This is a genomic window from Plantactinospora sonchi, from assembly GCF_036422035.1.
Lineage (GTDB): Bacteria > Actinomycetota > Actinomycetes > Mycobacteriales > Micromonosporaceae > Plantactinospora > Plantactinospora sonchi.
On sequence record NZ_JAZGQK010000019.1, the window covers coordinates 63,902 to 79,240 of the forward strand.

At 72.4% G+C, this 15,339-nt stretch carries 13 protein-coding genes; 4 read left to right on the top strand and 9 right to left on the bottom strand.

The annotated features are described in order from the left end of the window. Window positions 1-342: 342 nt before the first annotated feature. The 7 genes from V1633_RS22140 to V1633_RS22170 all read right to left on the bottom strand — a co-directional run bounded on the left by V1633_RS22140 (window position 343) and on the right by V1633_RS22170 (window position 8,764). Window positions 343-1,080 carry an ABC transporter permease gene (locus tag V1633_RS22140; RefSeq protein WP_331216297.1) on the bottom strand — a complete coding sequence of 246 codons (738 nt, stop codon included), beginning with the start codon at window positions 1,078-1,080 and terminating at the stop codon, window positions 343-345. A 12-nt stretch (window positions 1,081-1,092) separates the two neighbouring features. Beyond that, the gene (locus tag V1633_RS22145) at window positions 1,093-2,043 is read right to left on the bottom strand and encodes an ABC transporter ATP-binding protein (RefSeq protein WP_331216298.1); all 951 of its coding nucleotides are present in this window, start codon (window positions 2,041-2,043) and stop codon (window positions 1,093-1,095) included. Continuing rightward, the gene (locus tag V1633_RS22150; RefSeq protein ID WP_331216299.1) at window positions 2,040-2,366 is read right to left on the bottom strand and encodes a transcriptional regulator; all 327 of its coding nucleotides are present in this window, start codon (window positions 2,364-2,366) and stop codon (window positions 2,040-2,042) included. Before V1633_RS22150 ends, V1633_RS22145 begins: the two co-directional genes overlap by 4 nt. Next, complete coding sequence (locus V1633_RS22155) at window positions 2,363-3,058, bottom strand: transporter (protein ID WP_331216300.1); 696 nt, start codon at window positions 3,056-3,058, stop codon at window positions 2,363-2,365. Before V1633_RS22155 ends, V1633_RS22150 begins: the two co-directional genes overlap by 4 nt. Before the next feature lie 149 nt (window positions 3,059-3,207). After that, window positions 3,208-4,491 carry a serine hydrolase domain-containing protein gene (locus V1633_RS22160; protein WP_331216301.1) on the bottom strand — a complete coding sequence of 428 codons (1,284 nt, stop codon included), beginning with the start codon at window positions 4,489-4,491 and terminating at the stop codon, window positions 3,208-3,210. A gap of 221 nt (window positions 4,492-4,712) precedes the next feature. Next, a complete protein-coding gene (locus V1633_RS22165) occupies window positions 4,713-6,458 on the bottom strand; it encodes an SMI1/KNR4 family protein (protein WP_331216302.1) in 1,746 nt (581 codons plus the stop codon). Window positions 6,459-6,649: 191 nt separating this feature from the next. Further along, window positions 6,650-8,764 (bottom strand): HelD family protein, encoded by a 2,115-nt coding sequence (locus V1633_RS22170; protein WP_331216303.1) that lies wholly within the window; start codon window positions 8,762-8,764, stop codon window positions 6,650-6,652. Between the two features lie 188 nt (window positions 8,765-8,952). Between V1633_RS22170 and V1633_RS22175 the strand changes: the two genes are divergently transcribed. The 3 genes from V1633_RS22175 to V1633_RS22185 are packed head-to-tail and all read left to right on the top strand — an operon-like array spanning window position 8,953 to window position 11,825. Continuing rightward, complete coding sequence (locus V1633_RS22175; RefSeq protein WP_331216304.1) at window positions 8,953-9,534, top strand: ArsR/SmtB family transcription factor; 582 nt, start codon at window positions 8,953-8,955, stop codon at window positions 9,532-9,534. 56 nt (window positions 9,535-9,590) lie between these two features. Continuing rightward, a complete protein-coding gene (locus V1633_RS22180; protein ID WP_331216305.1) occupies window positions 9,591-10,943 on the top strand; it encodes an MFS transporter in 1,353 nt (450 codons plus the stop codon). A gap of 33 nt (window positions 10,944-10,976) precedes the next feature. After that, window positions 10,977-11,825: a menaquinone biosynthetic enzyme MqnA/MqnD family protein gene (locus V1633_RS22185; RefSeq protein ID WP_407952080.1), complete on the top strand. Its 849-nt coding sequence runs from the start codon at window positions 10,977-10,979 to the stop codon at window positions 11,823-11,825. 55 nt (window positions 11,826-11,880) lie between these two features. Here V1633_RS22185 and V1633_RS22190 read toward each other — a convergent pair whose 3' ends face one another. Further along, on the bottom strand, window positions 11,881-12,816 hold the full coding sequence (locus V1633_RS22190; RefSeq protein WP_331216306.1) for a hypothetical protein: 936 nt from the start codon (window positions 12,814-12,816) through the stop codon (window positions 11,881-11,883). Beyond that, entirely contained in the window at window positions 12,816-13,811 is a 996-nt protein-coding gene (locus V1633_RS22195) for a hypothetical protein (protein WP_331216307.1), read from the bottom strand. The genes V1633_RS22190 and V1633_RS22195 overlap by 1 nt, the downstream gene beginning before the upstream one ends. 290 nt (window positions 13,812-14,101) lie before the next feature. Here V1633_RS22195 and paaA point away from each other — a divergent pair, with 290 nt between their 5' ends. After that, a complete protein-coding gene (paaA, locus tag V1633_RS22200) occupies window positions 14,102-15,319 on the top strand; it encodes a 1,2-phenylacetyl-CoA epoxidase subunit PaaA (RefSeq protein WP_331216308.1) in 1,218 nt (405 codons plus the stop codon). The last annotated feature ends 20 nt before the right edge of the window (window positions 15,320-15,339 follow it).

Consider the following 15,339-nt stretch of genomic DNA (forward strand, 5'->3'; position numbering starts at 1 on the left):
ACGGTCGGGGCCGGCAGCGCGGTGGCCCGCTGCATCAGCGCGATGTACCGGCCCTCCAACCAGGTGCCAGCAAGCATCGCCTTCGGACTTGGCCGGCTCAGCTAACCGTTCGATAGTGGGTACCGTCGCTCCGGCCGATCGCCGAGGCTGCCACTTCCAACGACGGCGGCGCTCCGCCCAAGGCCATCACCCCAGGCGGTGCCCTCGCCGACTCGGCTGAGTCAAGAGCAGCCACGTTTATGACCAGACGCGGGTTCGCAGCTAGCGACGTCCGGCTGGCCGGACGTCAACGCCAGTAGCCGAGGCTGTTGCCGTTCCCCACGCCGATGCTCGGGCGAGCGTTTAGCTGAACCGGCGGCCCTCGTCCCGGCGGTACGCCCAACCGGCGAGACCGGCCAGTACCACCACCCAGACGCCGAGCATCACCAGCGCGGTCGGGTTGACCCGGAAGTCACCGACGGCCGCCCACATCAGCTCCGCCGCACCCCGGGTCGGCAGGTAGGGCGCGATCGCCTCGATGAACCCGGGCGAGCTGCCGGGCGGGAGGATCAGGCCACCGCCGAAGGCCAGCGGGAAGAAGAGCACCTGGGCGACCACGATCGCCGCCTTGCTCGGCAGCGAGTAGCCGATCGCGAGTCCCATCAGGGTGAACGGCACCGCGACGACGACGGTGGTGCCGAGCGCGGCCAGGAACGCCGGCCCGCTGATCCGGGCCTCGGTCCCCACCGCCGCGATGACCACCACCGGGAGCAGGGAGAAGACGGTCATCAGCAGGCCGGCCAGGATCCGACCGGCGAAGCGGGGAGCCGCCCCGGCCGGCAGGGTACGCAGGTACGGGTCCCAGGGCTGCGCCCGGTCCTCGGCGACCCCGATGCCGTACTGGAAGATGTTGGTGCTCATCACCGCGAAGGTGACCATCGAGGCGGTGGCGTACGTCGCCGCGACCGGGTCGTCACCGGCGAACGGCACGACGAAGAAGAGCATCGACGCGGCCGGGAAGAACGCGCTGCCGACCAGTGCGATCGGAATCCGGATGGTCTCCAGCAGCTGGAATCTGGCGTGGACGAGGGCGAGGCGCACGGTCCGGTCTCCTCAGGCTTCGACGGGCTGGGCGGCGGGGGCGTCAGCGGAGGCACCGGCACCGCCACGGGAGGCGCCGGCACCGGCACCGGCAGCAGGGGATCCGGTGGTGATGGCCAGGAAGGCGTCCTCCAGTGAGGTGGCCCGGATCTCCAGGTCGGAGAAGGTGACGCCGCTGCCCACCAGGTCCCGGACCAGCTGGTCGGAGTCGCTGGTCAGCAGGTGGGTCACCCCGTCGACCTGGGACACGTTCCGTACCCCGGGCAGGGCCGGCAGTTCCGGTACGACCAGGCTGACCCGACGCAGCCCGACCAGGTCACGGACCGCGCCGACGGTGTCGTCGGCCAGCACCCGGCCCTGGCCGAGTACGACCACCCGCTGCGCGAGCGCCTCGATCTCCTCCAGATAGTGGCTGCTGAGCAGAACGGTGCCGCCTTCGGCGTGGAAGTGACGGATGCCGTCCCACAGTTCCCGACGGGCGGTGACGTCGAGGCCGGTGGTCGGTTCGTCGAGGAAGACGAGCCGGGGGCGGCCGACGAAGGCCAGGGCGACGGCGAGCCGGCGCCGCTGACCGCCGGAGAGGCCACCGGTCTGCCGGCGGACCAGGTCGTCGAGACCGAACCGGCCGAGCAGTTCGGCCCGGGGCACCGCGTCGGGGTAGTGCGCGGCGACGAAGTCGACAACCTCGCCGACCCGCAGGGTGGGCGGCAGGCCGGTCTCCTGCGGGGTCATCCCGATCTGCCGCCGGTACGCGGGGTCGCGCGGGTCGCCGCCGAACAGTTCGACCCGGCCGGCGCTGACCCGACGCAGCCCGACGAGCAGGTTCAGCAGGGTGCTCTTGCCGGCACCGTTGGGGCCGAGCAGTCCGACGAGTTCACCGGCGTGCAGGTCCAGGTCGACCTGGTCGAGGGCGGTCACCTCGCCGTACCGGCGGGTGGCCTGGATGGCTCGGGCGACGATCATGACGTCTCCTCGGCTGAGGGGGGATCGAGCAGGGCACGTACCGCCGCGGTGTACTCCTCGAAGGCGAACCGGCCGCGTCGGGTCAGCCCGACGAGGGTCGCCGGGGTACGTCCGTGGTGGGTCTTGACGATCTCGACGTACTGGGCCTCTTCGAGCTTGCGCAGGTGGACCGAGAGGTTGCCGGCGGTCATCCGGAGGATCTCCTGGAGCCGGGGGAAGGTGATCTGGTCGCTGTCGGGGAGGGTGGCGAGGGTGGCCATCACCCGGAGTCGGGCCTGTGCGTGGATCACCGGGTCGAGTTCCGGAACCGGGGCGTCGGTCATCGGACGTCCGGGCTGAGCCGGGTCACTGGGCTTGGCCGACGACGGCGAAGCTCCACCACGGCGCCGACCAGCAGCATGCCGCCGCCGCCGCCGAGCGCGATGATCAGGGCGTGCCAGCCCGGGCCGGCGACGACCCCGACGATGTTGATCACGCTGATCCAGGCGCCGAGGGTGAACAGGTTGCGGTCGAGCCAGACCGCGCCGCCGGCAATGTGCAGGGCGCCGGTGAGCCCGACCGTGGCACCGGCCCACAGCAGCGTGCTCAGGTCGTCGGGCAGGTGCGGGCTGATCCGGCTGAGCACGGTGCTGAGGGTGGCGAAGCCGAGCCCCCAGGAGATGCCGTACCAGGCGCCCCGCCGGTTCGAGTCGCCGCTCACCCGCCCGTACGTCCGTGCGCTGGCGAAACCGGAGACGAGGGACGCGGCGACGAGCAGGGCCAGCAGGGCCGGCAGCGGCAGCCAGGCGGGCAGGGTCACGAGGACCCGGTCGTCGGGGCCGAAGCGGAGGAAGAAGAGGCCGAAGCCGATCAACCAGGCCAGGCCCCAGGGCCAGTAGTAGAACAGCATGTTCGGGCTGAGTCGCCGGGCCGCTTCCGCCTGCTGTTCGACGATCAGGCGCAGTGCGGCGGCGGCGTCGGCGGGGGGCCGTTCGTCGTTGTCGTCGACTTCATCGTATTCAAAGTTCCCGGTCACGTAGATAAGTTTACGACACAAAGTCCATGACGGCATCAACTAGTTTGACGGCGGAGACCGAGGCCCGACCACCTGTCACGTCTCGGCGTGGCACGGCGACGGGGAGCCGTCTCGCTCGACGGCTCCCCGCGCACAGAACACGACCGGTGTCAGCCCTCGCCGACCCGCCCGGAACCGGCCGTACCCGGCAGCGCGCCGGCGAGTACGGCCTGACCGGGGACGGCGCTCAGCGGACCCCGCCGTACGTCCCGCGCGGCGCCGTCCCGCTGCCGCCACACCTCGGCCGAGGTGCCCGCTGCCCCGGACGGCGTACCCAGCGCCACCGCCAGGAAGTCGAAGAGCGCGGCACCGATCGGGTCGGGCTGCCCCGGCACCCAGTAGTGCGTGGCGTTCAGTGCCACGCTGGCCTGCCGGCGACCGTCCGGCGAGTGCAGTGAGATCGTCTGGTGCCCGAGCACCACGCCGTCGTGCCCCCAGCTGTGGCCGCCCAACGTGGTCAGGCCCATGAGCCCGAGCCCGTAACCGGCCGCGTCCGGGTGCGTCGGGTCCACCACCACCGTCCGACGCATCTCGGCCAGTTCGGCGGGGCGCAGCAGCTCACCGCCGAGCAGGCCGCGGAAGAACCGGTTCAGGTCGGCGGTGGTGGAGACCAGCGCGCCGGCGGTCCAGGCCCAGGACATGTTGTAGACGCTGAAGTCCCGCAGGGTGCCGTCCACCCACGGGACGTACCCCCCGGCGTGTGGTCCGTCGATGCGCCGGTCCGTACCCGGGAAGTAGGTCTGCCGCAGGCGCAGCGGCCGCAGGATCCGCCGCCCGATCTCGCGCTCCGCCGACCGGCCGGTGATCCGCTCCAGCAGCAGCCCGGCCAGGATGTAGTTGGTGTTCGAGTAGACGTGCCGCTCGCCCGGCGCGTTGGTCGGCGGCTGCGACAGTCCGATCCGGACCAGCTCCACCGGCGTGATCGTCTCGCGCTGGTACCTCTCGATCCCCTCGACCGTGCCGAACACGACGTGGTCGTAGTCGTTGATCCCGCTGGTGTGGTTCAGCAGCATCCGCACGGTCACCCCGGCGGTGGCGAACTCCGGCAGGTAGCGGCGCAGCGGCGCGTCCAGCGACAGCCGGCGCTCGCCGACGAGCTGTAGCAGCGCGGTCGCCACGAACGTCTTGGTGATGCTGCCGATCCGGTGCTGGAAGTGCGGCATCATCGGGCGGCCGGTCGTCACGTCCGCCACCCCGGCGGCCCCGCGCCAGGTCGCCCTCCCGTCGCGTACCTCGGCGAAGACCCCGGGCATGCCGGCGTCGGTGATCGCCCGCAGGCCGGCGCGCAGCGCGTCCCCGGGCGGGCCGCCGGCGGCGTCCGGGCCGGCGGCCGGTGCGGCCACCGCCGGGACCGCGCCGGTGGCGATCGCGGTCAGCGCGACGGTCGATCCCACCGCGGTACGCAGAAAGTCGCGTCGCGACCGGAAAACATGAGGCGCGTGCACGGGCCCTCCCAGGTCTACATCGGAACGTCCGTCCCAGCCTCTCCGGCCAACCCGGGGAAGTCGTCCGCCCCGGTGACGATTCACCGTTCCGCGTCACGACGGAGTCTCTACCCCCGCGTCCGTCGTCCGGCTCCACCTTCCGACGGACCGGTGACCCGGCGGGTGGCCAGCTACCGGGGCGCCCCGGTGGTCGGCGGGACCACGACCTCCCACTCCAGTACGCCGTCCCCGGTGACGACCGGCCGGAACCGACCCAGGTACGGTTCGCCGTTCTCCAGTGACCGCGCCACGCCCTCCAGCAGGTCCGCCACCGACGGCGGCCAGCCGTCGAACCGGGTGCCGTCCTCGGGATAGAACTCGCCGACCCGGCCGTGCCCACCGGAGCGCTGGTCGACCAGCAGGGCACCGCCGTCACCGGCCTCCGCGAACGGTACGAACGACCGGTGCCACCAGTCGTCGTCCGTCGGGCTGTCGGCGAGAACGGTGCAGGACACCTCCCAACTGCGGACGATCTCCTGCAGGGGCATGAGCCGGTAGAGGAAGGTCAGTCTCAGGCCGCCGGGCGTCGTGCCGTCGTGCCGGCGCAGCGAGGCGACCAGGTCGGGCGGGAAGGCGACAGACATCCGTACCTGCACTGCGTCGATCTGCTTCGCCGGGGCGGGTGGCCGCAGTGACGCCCGACTCCGGGGCGCGTGGTCGGCCAGCCAGCGCTCGATCCGCTGCCAGGCGGCGTTGACCCGGGCCGTGGTCCGCCGGTTCGGCGAGGTCGGTTTCACCGTACCGGCGTGCTGCGGGCAGACCGTGCCGCCGGAGGGCCGGACGGGCCGGGGAAGCCCGGGCGGGGTGACCGGGACGGCGTACGCCGAGGCCCGCTCCACCACCGGACGGTCCGGCCCGACCTCTCGTGGCCCGACGGAGATCTGGGTGAGGCTGGTGTCCTCCTCGCCGAGACCGTTGACGGTGATGCCGCAGAGCACCAGCACCAGCGCCAGGAAGATGCCGAGCAGCACGACCAGGACCCGTTTGCCGCTGACCGTACCGGCGGTTCGGGGGCGGACGGTTCCACCGCTGACGGTCGGGGCAGGGGAGGCCACCTTCGTCGGGGCCGGCTCGACGACAACGGGCGCAGTGGTGCCGTCGACATCAGCGGAGGGCGTCGTGCCATCGCCGACATCGGTGGAGGGTGTGGTGCCGTCGACATCGGCGGTATCCGGGGTGTCGGCGCCGGGCGTTGCCGGCTCGGCGGCACCGGACGTACCCGGCCGGGTGGTGTCCGCGGCACCGGGCCGGTCAGCGTCGGCGGCCACCCGGGGCCGGTCAGGGCCGGCGTGCAGCAGGGGGTCGAGCCACCGTACGGCCTGGGTGCCGACCAGTTCCGGGCGCTGCACCGCCTCGGCCGGGATCCGCCCGGCCAGTGCGACCGGCAGCGTGTCGAAGGTGTTGCCCTCGCCGATCGCGACGACCGTGGCGGGCAGCTCCCGGTTGGCCAGCGCGTCGAGGATCAGCGTGGTGTGGTTGGTCGAGTCCGGCCCCGAGTCGGTCACCACCACGACCGGCGCACCCAACGCCCAGGCCAGGTCAGCCAGGGTCCAGCCGTCGGCGCCGAGCGGAACGAGCAGCCCAGGTGTGGCGCCGACCAGCACCAGACCGTGGCCGCCGGCCAGCGACCGGACGATCCCGACGACGTCGTCGACGGTGAGCGGACGACTGCCGCCGGCCCGCACCTCAAGGTGGCTGGCCAGTCCTCCGGTGTACCGGGGTTCCTGGTCGTCGGCGTGATCCTCGTCGGGCGCGACGATCCGGAGCACCGCCACCCGGACCGTCGCCGCCGCGCCCAGCACGGCGGTGGCCAGGGTCCAGCTCGCGGCTGTCGACGTTGTGGTGACGATCCACGGACCACCGTCCGGCCAGGACACTCGGCCTCCCCTCGGCACCGGCCGAGCCTACCGAGGCGTCGCCGCGACCGCCGCCCCGTTGATCGACCGCCCACCCGATGATCGACCGAGGCGCCCGACGACCGACCCGCGGGCGACCGCCGACTCGTCGACGACGGACGCCGGCACCCGACCGCCGGCGGTCGGCTCCGGCCCGCGAGCGGGCGCCGGCCTCAGCCGAGGGGCGCCGGCAGCGGGGCGGTGTGCAGCACGGCGAGCCGGGACACGGCCCGGGTCAGCACCACGTAGAGCCGGTGCAGGCCACGTGGTTCCGCCGCGACGATCCGGGCCGGTTCGGCGACGATCACGTGGTCGTACTCCAGGCCCTTGACCAGGGTGGCCGGCACGACCGAGACCCGCGTCCCGGCATCGACCTGGTCGGCGGTCGCGGTCGGCACGCCGGCCTCGGCGAGCGCCGCGCGGAGCGGGTCGACGTCGTTGTCCGCAGCGATCACCGCGACCGAACCGTCGTAGGCGAGCGCCGCCCGGACCTCGGCCACCGTCGCCACCGTCAGGTCGGCCACGGTACGGACGTCGAGCGCGCCGTCCCGGCGCAGCGACTCGGCCGGCGGTACGTCGACGGCGAGCGCCGGCAGCAGCCGGTTGGCGAAGGCGACCACCACGGCCGGTACCCGGAATCCCATGGTCAACGGCACCACCGAGGCGTCCGGCTTGCCGAGGTGGCGCAGCGACTCCCGCCAGTCGGTGGCGGCCCACGGGGCGGTGCCCTGCGCCAGGTCGCCGAGCAGGGTCAGCGAGCCGTGTTCGCTGCGTCGGGCGATCGCCCGGCACTGCATCGGGGAGAGGTCCTGCGCCTCGTCGACGACCACGTGCCCGAAACTGGGCAGCCGTTCGATCAGTCCGGCCGCCTCGTCGACCAGTACGGCGTCCGCCGCGCTCCACTTCGCCGCCTTCGGGGTACGCGGCGGCTTCGGCCACACCAGCACCGCCTGCTCGGCGTCGGTGAGCAGTCCGTCGGCCGCCTCCGCCAGCACCCGCGGATCGCTGAGCAGCCGGTGCAGCAGCCCGGCCGGGGTGACCGCCGGCCAGCACCGGTCGAGGAACCCGGTGACCGGCGCCGACCGGCCCATCCGGCGCAGCCAGGTGTCGCCGGGGGAGTCGCCCCGGCGCGCCTCGGCCTGGCGTTGCAGCAGCCCGACGACCCGGGTCCGGACCCGTTCCCGGCCGGTGCCGTACGGCAGTTCCTCCCGGCGGGCCTCGGCGACCACCCGGCGCAGCGCCTCGGCGGTGATCCGCCACCGGTACGACCCGTCGGAGACCATGATCGGGTCCTCGGGTTCGCGGATCAGCCCCTCCAACCCCCGGCGCAGCACGTCGGCCATCCGGGGGTCGTGTTTCATTACGCTGGTCTCCGGCGGGTCGGTGCCCCGGACCACCAGGGCGGTACCGGTGGCGGTGCCGTCCGGCCGGTACGTCGCCGACGTCACCAGGTCCTCCACGGTCGACTGGGTGACCTCGACCTCGCCGAGGGCGGGCAGCACCGCCGAGATGTACGACAGGAACGCCCGGTTCGGCCCGACGACCAGTACGCCGGAGCGGCGCAGCCGTTCCCGGTGCAGGTAGAGCAGGTACGCGGCGCGGTGCAGCCCGACCGCCGTCTTCCCGGTCCCGGGTGCCCCCTGCACGCAGATCGAGTCGGCGAGGTCGGCCCGGACCAGCTCGTCCTGCTCGGGTTGGATGGTGGCGACGATGTCGCGCATCGGTCCGACGCGGGGACGTTCGATCTCGGCGGTGAGGATCCGGCTGGTGGTGCCGTACTCCTCGCCCCGGTCCAGGTGCTCGTCCTCGAAGCTGGTCAGTTCGCCGGTCTGGAAGCCGAACCGGCGCCGGGTGCGTACCCCCTGCGGGTCCCGGGCGCTGGCCCGGTAGAACGACCGGGAGATCGGGGCCCGCCAGTCCAGCACCATCGGTTCGCCGACCTCGTCGGAGACGTGCCGTCGGCCGATGTGGTAGTCGCCGTCGGCGAAGTCGAGGCGGCCGAAGAAGAGCGGGGTGTTCGGGTCGTCGGCGAGTTCGGCGACCCGGCGGGAGAGCGTGCTGCCGAGGGTCTCGGCGGTGTACGCGTCACCGGCGACCTCCTGGCCGGCGCGGAACAGCGCCTCGGCGTGTTCGCGCATCCGGCGCAGCGCGGCCCGGGAGGCGGTCAGGTGGGCCCGTTCGCCGGCGAGGTCGGCGGCGAGGTCGGGTCCGGCGGTGGGGTCGGGGTCGCCGCCCGGGTCGGTGGTGGTCGGCGTGGCGAGGTCGGGCGCGGGCACGGGCACGGTCATCGTGGGTCCTCGGGTACGACGATCTCTGCTCGCGTGTCCGTCGGGCTGGATGGCCAGCCCCGGCGCGGGGACGTCCGCTGCGGTGCGTGCTCACCGCGGCCGTCGGCAGGGCCGATAAGCGTACGCCGGGGCCGGTCCGGCGGCGAGTGATTTAGCTCGGTCCGGGCCGGGGCGGAATCATGGGGGTCATGAGCGAGGAGTCCGTGGAGCATCGTCCGTTGGTGATCAGCGATCCGCAGGTGATGCGGGCACTGGCGCATCCGGCCCGGGTCGAGATCATGGATCACCTGAATTCCACCGACAGCGCGATCACCGCCACCGAGTGTGCCGAGATCGTCGGCTTGTCGCCCAGCGCCACCAGCTACCACCTGCGGGAACTGGCCAGGTTCGGCCTGGTCGAGCAGGCGCCCAGCCGGGGTGACGCCCGGGAGCGGCTGTGGCGGAGCAAGGCGCGCTCGTTCGGGGTGGAGGCCGGACCGGACTCGTCGCAGGAGGCGCGTGCCGCCCAGGAGACCCTGATCGAGGTCTACGCCGCCCGGGACTACCAGCGGATCCGGGAGTGGGCGCGGCGGCTCGGGGATGAGTCGAAGGAGTGGTACGACGCCACCACCTACGGCGGGTCCGTGCTGATGCTGACCGCCGAGGAGTTGACCACGTTGAACGAGGCGGTACGGGAGCTGATGCGGCCGTACCGGCGTAGTGATCGCACCAGGCCGCCGGAGGGCGCTCGGGCGGTGGTGGTCCACTACGCGGCGATGCCGATGGACTGACCCTGGCGGGATGCCGGGTCTTGCCGTCGGCGGTTATGAAGGATTACTTTCGAAATATGTCCTTCGCAACTGCCGGCGACGGCGGGCTGCCCACCACCCGGTGGGGCGACGTCCACCTGGCCGCCGCCGCCCGGGCGGTCTCCACCTGCGGCGACTTCCTCGCCGCCACCGCGCTGGCGCTCGCGCTCCAGACAGCGGGCGCCGGCGGGCTGGCGGTGTCCGGGGTGCTGCTGGCCGCGACCCTCCCGCTGGTCCTGCTCAGCCCGCTGACCGGCCGGCTCGCCGACCGGGTGGACAGCCGTACGCTGCTCGTCTGGGCCGGGTTCGCCCAGGCCGGCTGCTGTGTCGCGCTGGCGTACGCCGAACGGGTCGACGTGATCCTGGTACTGGTCGCACTGCTCGCCTGCGGACTGGCGGTGACCCAGCCGACCCTGGCCGCGCTGCTGCCCGAGATGGTGCGTCGCGAGGACCTGGCGCGGGCCAGCGCGGTCAACCAGACCGCCGGGTCCCTGGGCCTGCTGCTCGCGCCCGCCCTGGCGGGACTGCTGGTCGGCGAGTTCGGGGTCCGGCCGCCGCTGCTGCTCGACGCCGCCAGCTACCTGGCCCTGGTCGTGGCGGGGCTGCTGCTGCGTACCCGTCGGGGTGGGCGGCACAGCACGGCGACGGCCGGGGCGGGCGGGTCACCGCCCCGTGCGCCAGGCGGCCCTGCGCAAACCGGCGCCCGCCGGCCCGCCGGTGCCGGCCGGTCCACCGGCACCGGTTGGCGACTGCGGCAGGATCCGCTGCTCTGGACGATGGTGGCCGCCATCGCGGCGACCGTGGCCGGCGTGGGCGCGGTCAACGTGATCGACGTGTTCTACGTACGCGAGACCCTGGGCGCCGGCACGACGACGTACGGCCTGGTGACCATGTCCTGGACCGCCGGGATGCTGGCCGGCACCTGGCTGCTGGCCGGCGCCTCCCGGCGGGTACCCGACGACGGCGCCCGGGTCTGGGGGGTGCTGGCCATGCTCGGCCTGGCCTGCCTGGCGGTGCTGGCCGGTGCCACGGTCCCGACGGCCGGCTGGCTGATCCCGCTCTGGCTGCTCGGCGGCGTCGCGAACGGCGGCCTCAACGTGTTCAGCAACCTGGTGATGGTCGAGCGGGTGCCGCCGGCGGTACGAGGGCGGGCCTACGCCACCCAGAACGCGGCGATCCAGGGCGCCGGCATGCTCGGCTACCTGGCCGGCGGTCTGCTGCTCGCCCGGTTCGCGCCGCGTCCGCTGGTCGCGGCGACCGGGCTGACCGGTCTGGCGGTGATCCTCATGGTCGTACCGGTGGTGCTCCGGGCGGTCCGCCGGGAGTCGGACCGGCGCCGGGAGCCGGAACCGGGGGATGCGGCACCGGCCACTTCCGCACCGGTCAGCTGAGCAGGCGCTCGATCCGCCGGTTACGGTCGGATCATGACCGAGCTACGGCGACCCCGGGTAGGACATATCCAATTCCTCAACTGTCTGCCGATCTACTGGGGCCTGATGCGCTCCGGCGCGCTGATCGACGTCGACCTGCAGAAGGACTCACCGGAGCGGTTGAGTGCCCAGCTGGTCGCCGGTGACCTCGACATCGGGCCCATCACGCTGGTCGAGTATCTCCGGTACGCCGACGAACTGCTGCTCCTGCCCGACCTCGCGGTCGGCAGCGACGGGCCGGTGCTCTCGGTGAACGTGGTCTCCACCCGCCCGCTCGCGGAACTGGACGGCGCCAAGGTCGCGCTCGGCTCGACCTCCCGGACCGGCGTGATGCTGGCCCGGTTGATGCTCGCCGAGAAGTACGGGGTGCACCCGGAGTACTTCAGCTGCCCGCCGGACCTGACCACCATGCTGCTCGAGGCCGACGCCGGGGTGCTGATCGGTGACGTGGCGCTGCGCGCCCTCCACGAGGCACCGGGCCGGGGGCTCGAGGTCACCGACCTCGGCCAGGCGTGGCGGGACTGGACCGGGCTGCCGATGGTCTTCGCCGTCTGGGCGGTACGTCGTGACTTCGCCGCCGACCACCCGGGTCTGGTCAAGGAGGTGCACCAGGCGTTCCTCCGGTCCCGGGACCTCTGCCTCGCCGAACTCGACGAGGTGGCCGAGGCGGCGGCCCGGTGGGAGACGTTCGACGCGGCGACGCTGGCGACGTACTTCCGGACGCTGGACTTCTCGCTCGGCGACCGCCAGGTGGCGGGCCTGCGGGAGTTCGCCCGGCGGGCCTCCTCGCTGGCCGACCTGCCGGCGCTGCCGGCCGACGGCCCGGCCTTCTTCGTCGGCTGAAAGGAAGGGGCCCTTCCTATCGCTTTTTGTATAGGAAGGGCCCCTTCCTGACACCTCAGTCGGTACGGAGTTGCGCGGCGACCTCCTCGCAGATCTTCGCGCCGTAGGTGTAGCCGAGGTCGATCGCGTAGCGGGTCTCCACCGCCATGGTCCAGCCGTCGCCGACGGCCAGGCAGTTGACGGTGTACTTCTGCTCGGGGGTCCGGTCCACCCAGCCGTTCTTGACCGCGATGGTCTTCTGCACCGAGGTCGGGAACGCCTTGCGGATGCCGAAGTTGCCGACGCCGCGGACCGCCCGCATCTCGTCGAGCAGCCACGAGGTCCACTTCGGCCCGGCGGCCCGGCCGTCGGCGATGCAGGCGCCCATCCGGGCCGCGTCCCGGGCCGAGAGCGCGGTACGACTCCACCCGCCGTCCGGGGCGGGGCTGCTGTCGGTCAGGTCGCAGATGCTGATCAGCCGCTTGATCGACGCCGTGCCGCCGTTGACCTCGTAGAGATCCGAGGCGGCGTTGTTGTCGCTGTCCCGGATCATGATCGAGACCTCGTCCAGCCGGGCGTCGCTCGGCGTCTGGTTCTTCTCGGCGGCGCGCCGCAGGTAGTCGGCGCCGATCCACGCCTTGATCATGGAGGCGGTCGGGTTGGTCTCGTCCATGTTGTCCGACCCGGTGATCTTGCCGGTCCGGGTGTCCATCAGTGCCCAGTTCCACCAGCCGTCGGTGTCGATCTCCACGTCGGTCGGCGCCACCGGCAGCGCCGGCAGGGCGGGGCTCGGTGTCGGTGTGGGGGTCGCCTGCCCCGGTCCGGCGGTCGCGCCGGAGCCGGCCGGCTCACCCCACCTGGCGGCGGCGGTCTCGGCGAACGGGGATCCGGGCAGGAAGCGGAGCGCGACCAGCACCAGGACCAGCAGGACGCCGGTGATCAGGCCCAGTCGGACCAGGGTGGAACGGTTGGAGTCGGGCGCGGACGTGCCGCGTCGCTGGCTGGCGGCCATCAGGACGGTCCCCCACCGGGCTTGGCCGCCGCGTTGCCGATCGGCGGCGGGATCTTGAGTACGGCGCCCGGACGCGCCGCGACCAGTTGGCTGGCGACGCTGGCGCAGAGGTTCGCGCCGTAGTCGAGGCTCTTGTTCACCGGGTAGCGGGTCAGCACCGACAGCACCCAGTCGTCCGAGACCGCGAGGCAGTTCAGGTGCCACTTCCCGTCGGCACCGATCCGGGTCCAGCCGTTCTTGATGGCCACGCCCTTCGCCAGTTCCGGCGGCAGGCCGTCGATGATGCCCCAGCGGCCCCCACCCTGGTTCGCCTTCTGGTCCTTCTTGGCGGTGCTACCGCGTACCTTGGTCATCTCGTCGAGCACCCATTTGGTCCATCTCTTGCCGGCAGCGGTGCCGTCCTTGATGCACTCTCCCATCCGGACGGCGTCCCGAGCGGACATTCGGGTGTAACTCCACCAGACAGTCCTTGACCTGGGTGGAACCACCTTCTTGGTGTCGGTGAGTCCGCACACCTTGATCAGGCGGTCGATCACCGGGCCCCCGCCGCCCTGGTTGAAGAGCAACTCCGTGGCGTTGTCGTTGCTGTCCCGGATCGCGGTGCTGGCGGCCTTGAGCATCTCGGCCGGCGGCTTCCTGTCGCCGAGTCGGCGGAGGTAGTCCGAGACGATCCAGACCTTGATCATCGACTCCGTCGAGTTGGTCGCCGTCATGTTCCGGGCGCCGGAGATCCTGCCGCTCCGGCGGTCCAGCAGGGCCCAGGAGAAGAAGCCGTCCACGTCCGGTACGGTCACCGGCCCGGCGACCAGGGTGGGCGCGGGTGGCGCGGCGGGTGTGATCCCTGCCGGAACCGGCTTCTCCGGCGCTTCCGTCGTGGGTGGGGCGTCCGGAGGCGGGTTCGACGGGGTGAGCTTGGCGTGGGCGAGGGGGACGAGCAGCAGCCCGCCAAGCACGACTGTCGCCATGGCGAGCACCAGGGGCATGCGGGAGCGCATGAGAAGGGGCTCCAAGCGTGAGGGCGGGGGGCCGCGAGTCCAGGGCACCGGGGGTCTTGCTGGGGCGCGTCGGCGCGTCCGCAGGCCTCACACCGGCGCTCCGCGCCTCCGTACCACCGGGGTGAAACGGCTGTACGGGACGGGAAAAGTTTACGTGGCCCGGGCCGATCTGCCAGGGCGCGCGATTGTGAAATTGGCATGAGGTGCCCTGAAATAACCTCTTATCCAGCGTTTGATGCCGAAAGATCGGCGCCACTGTGACCGGGGTCATTCACCCGCCACCGGGACAAATGGTCTCGTGGTCACGACCGGCACCGCTCCGGCCTCGGGCCGCATTTCTGTTACACGTCTTGGTAACCGGCCGGTTGAGCTGTAACACTTACTCTGTGTACGGACATCACTTTCCCGACCCGGACGTCCGACCCCCGGACGGGCCCCACGCCGGACCCGGCGACGGGCCGGCCGACGGCCTGCTCGGCCAGGTCGAGGCGGCGGAGGCGGCACTGCGGGCCGCCGCCGCCCAGGGCCGTCCCGACGTCGCGGACGGCCCCGCCGCCGACACCGACCCGCAGGCGTACTTCACCGCGCTGATCGAGGCCGACCAGAAGATCGAGCCCCGGGACTGGATGCCGGACGCCTACCGGAAGACCCTGATCCGGCAGATCGCCCAGCACGCACACTCCGAGATCATCGGCATGCAGCCGGAGGGGAACTGGATCAGCCGGGCGCCGTCGCTCAAGCGCAAGGCGATCCTGCTCGCCAAGGTCCAGGACGAGGCCGGGCACGGCCTCTACCTGTACGCCGCCGCCGAGACCCTCGGGGTGACCCGGGACGAACTGGTCGACCTGCTGCTGGCGGGCCGGCAGAAGTACAGCTCGATCTTCAACTACCCGACGCTGAGCTGGGCCGACGTCGGCGCGATCGGCTGGCTGGTGGACGGCGCGGCGATCGTCAACCAGGTGCCGCTGTGCCGGTGCTCGTACGGGCCGTACGCCCGGGCGATGATCCGGGTCTGCAAGGAGGAGTCCTTCCACCAGCGGCAGGGCTACGAGATCCTGCACATCCTGGCGCACGGCACCCCGGCCCAGCGGGAGATGGCCCAGGACGCGGTCGACCGCTGGTGGTACCCGTCACTGGCGATGTTCGGCCCACCGGACGGCGACTCCACCCACTCCCAGCAGTCGATGGCGTGGAAGATCAAGCGCTTCTCCAACGACGAGCTGCGGCAGCGGTTCGTCGACATGTGCGTGCAGCAGGCCGAGGTGCTCGGTCTCCGGATTCCCGACCCGGACCTGCGCTGGAACACCGAACGGCAGGCGTACGACTTCACCCAGCCGGACTACGCCGAGCTGATGCGGGTGATCTCCGGCGACGGGCCGTGCAACCGGCAGCGGGCCGCGCACCGGAGCCGGGCCCACACCGACGGGGCCTGGGTCCGGGAGGCCGCCGAGGCGTACGCGGCGAAGCGGGCGGCCCGGCCCGCCGACCAACTGGAGGTGGCGGTGTGAGCGGGCGTGGCGAGCGAACC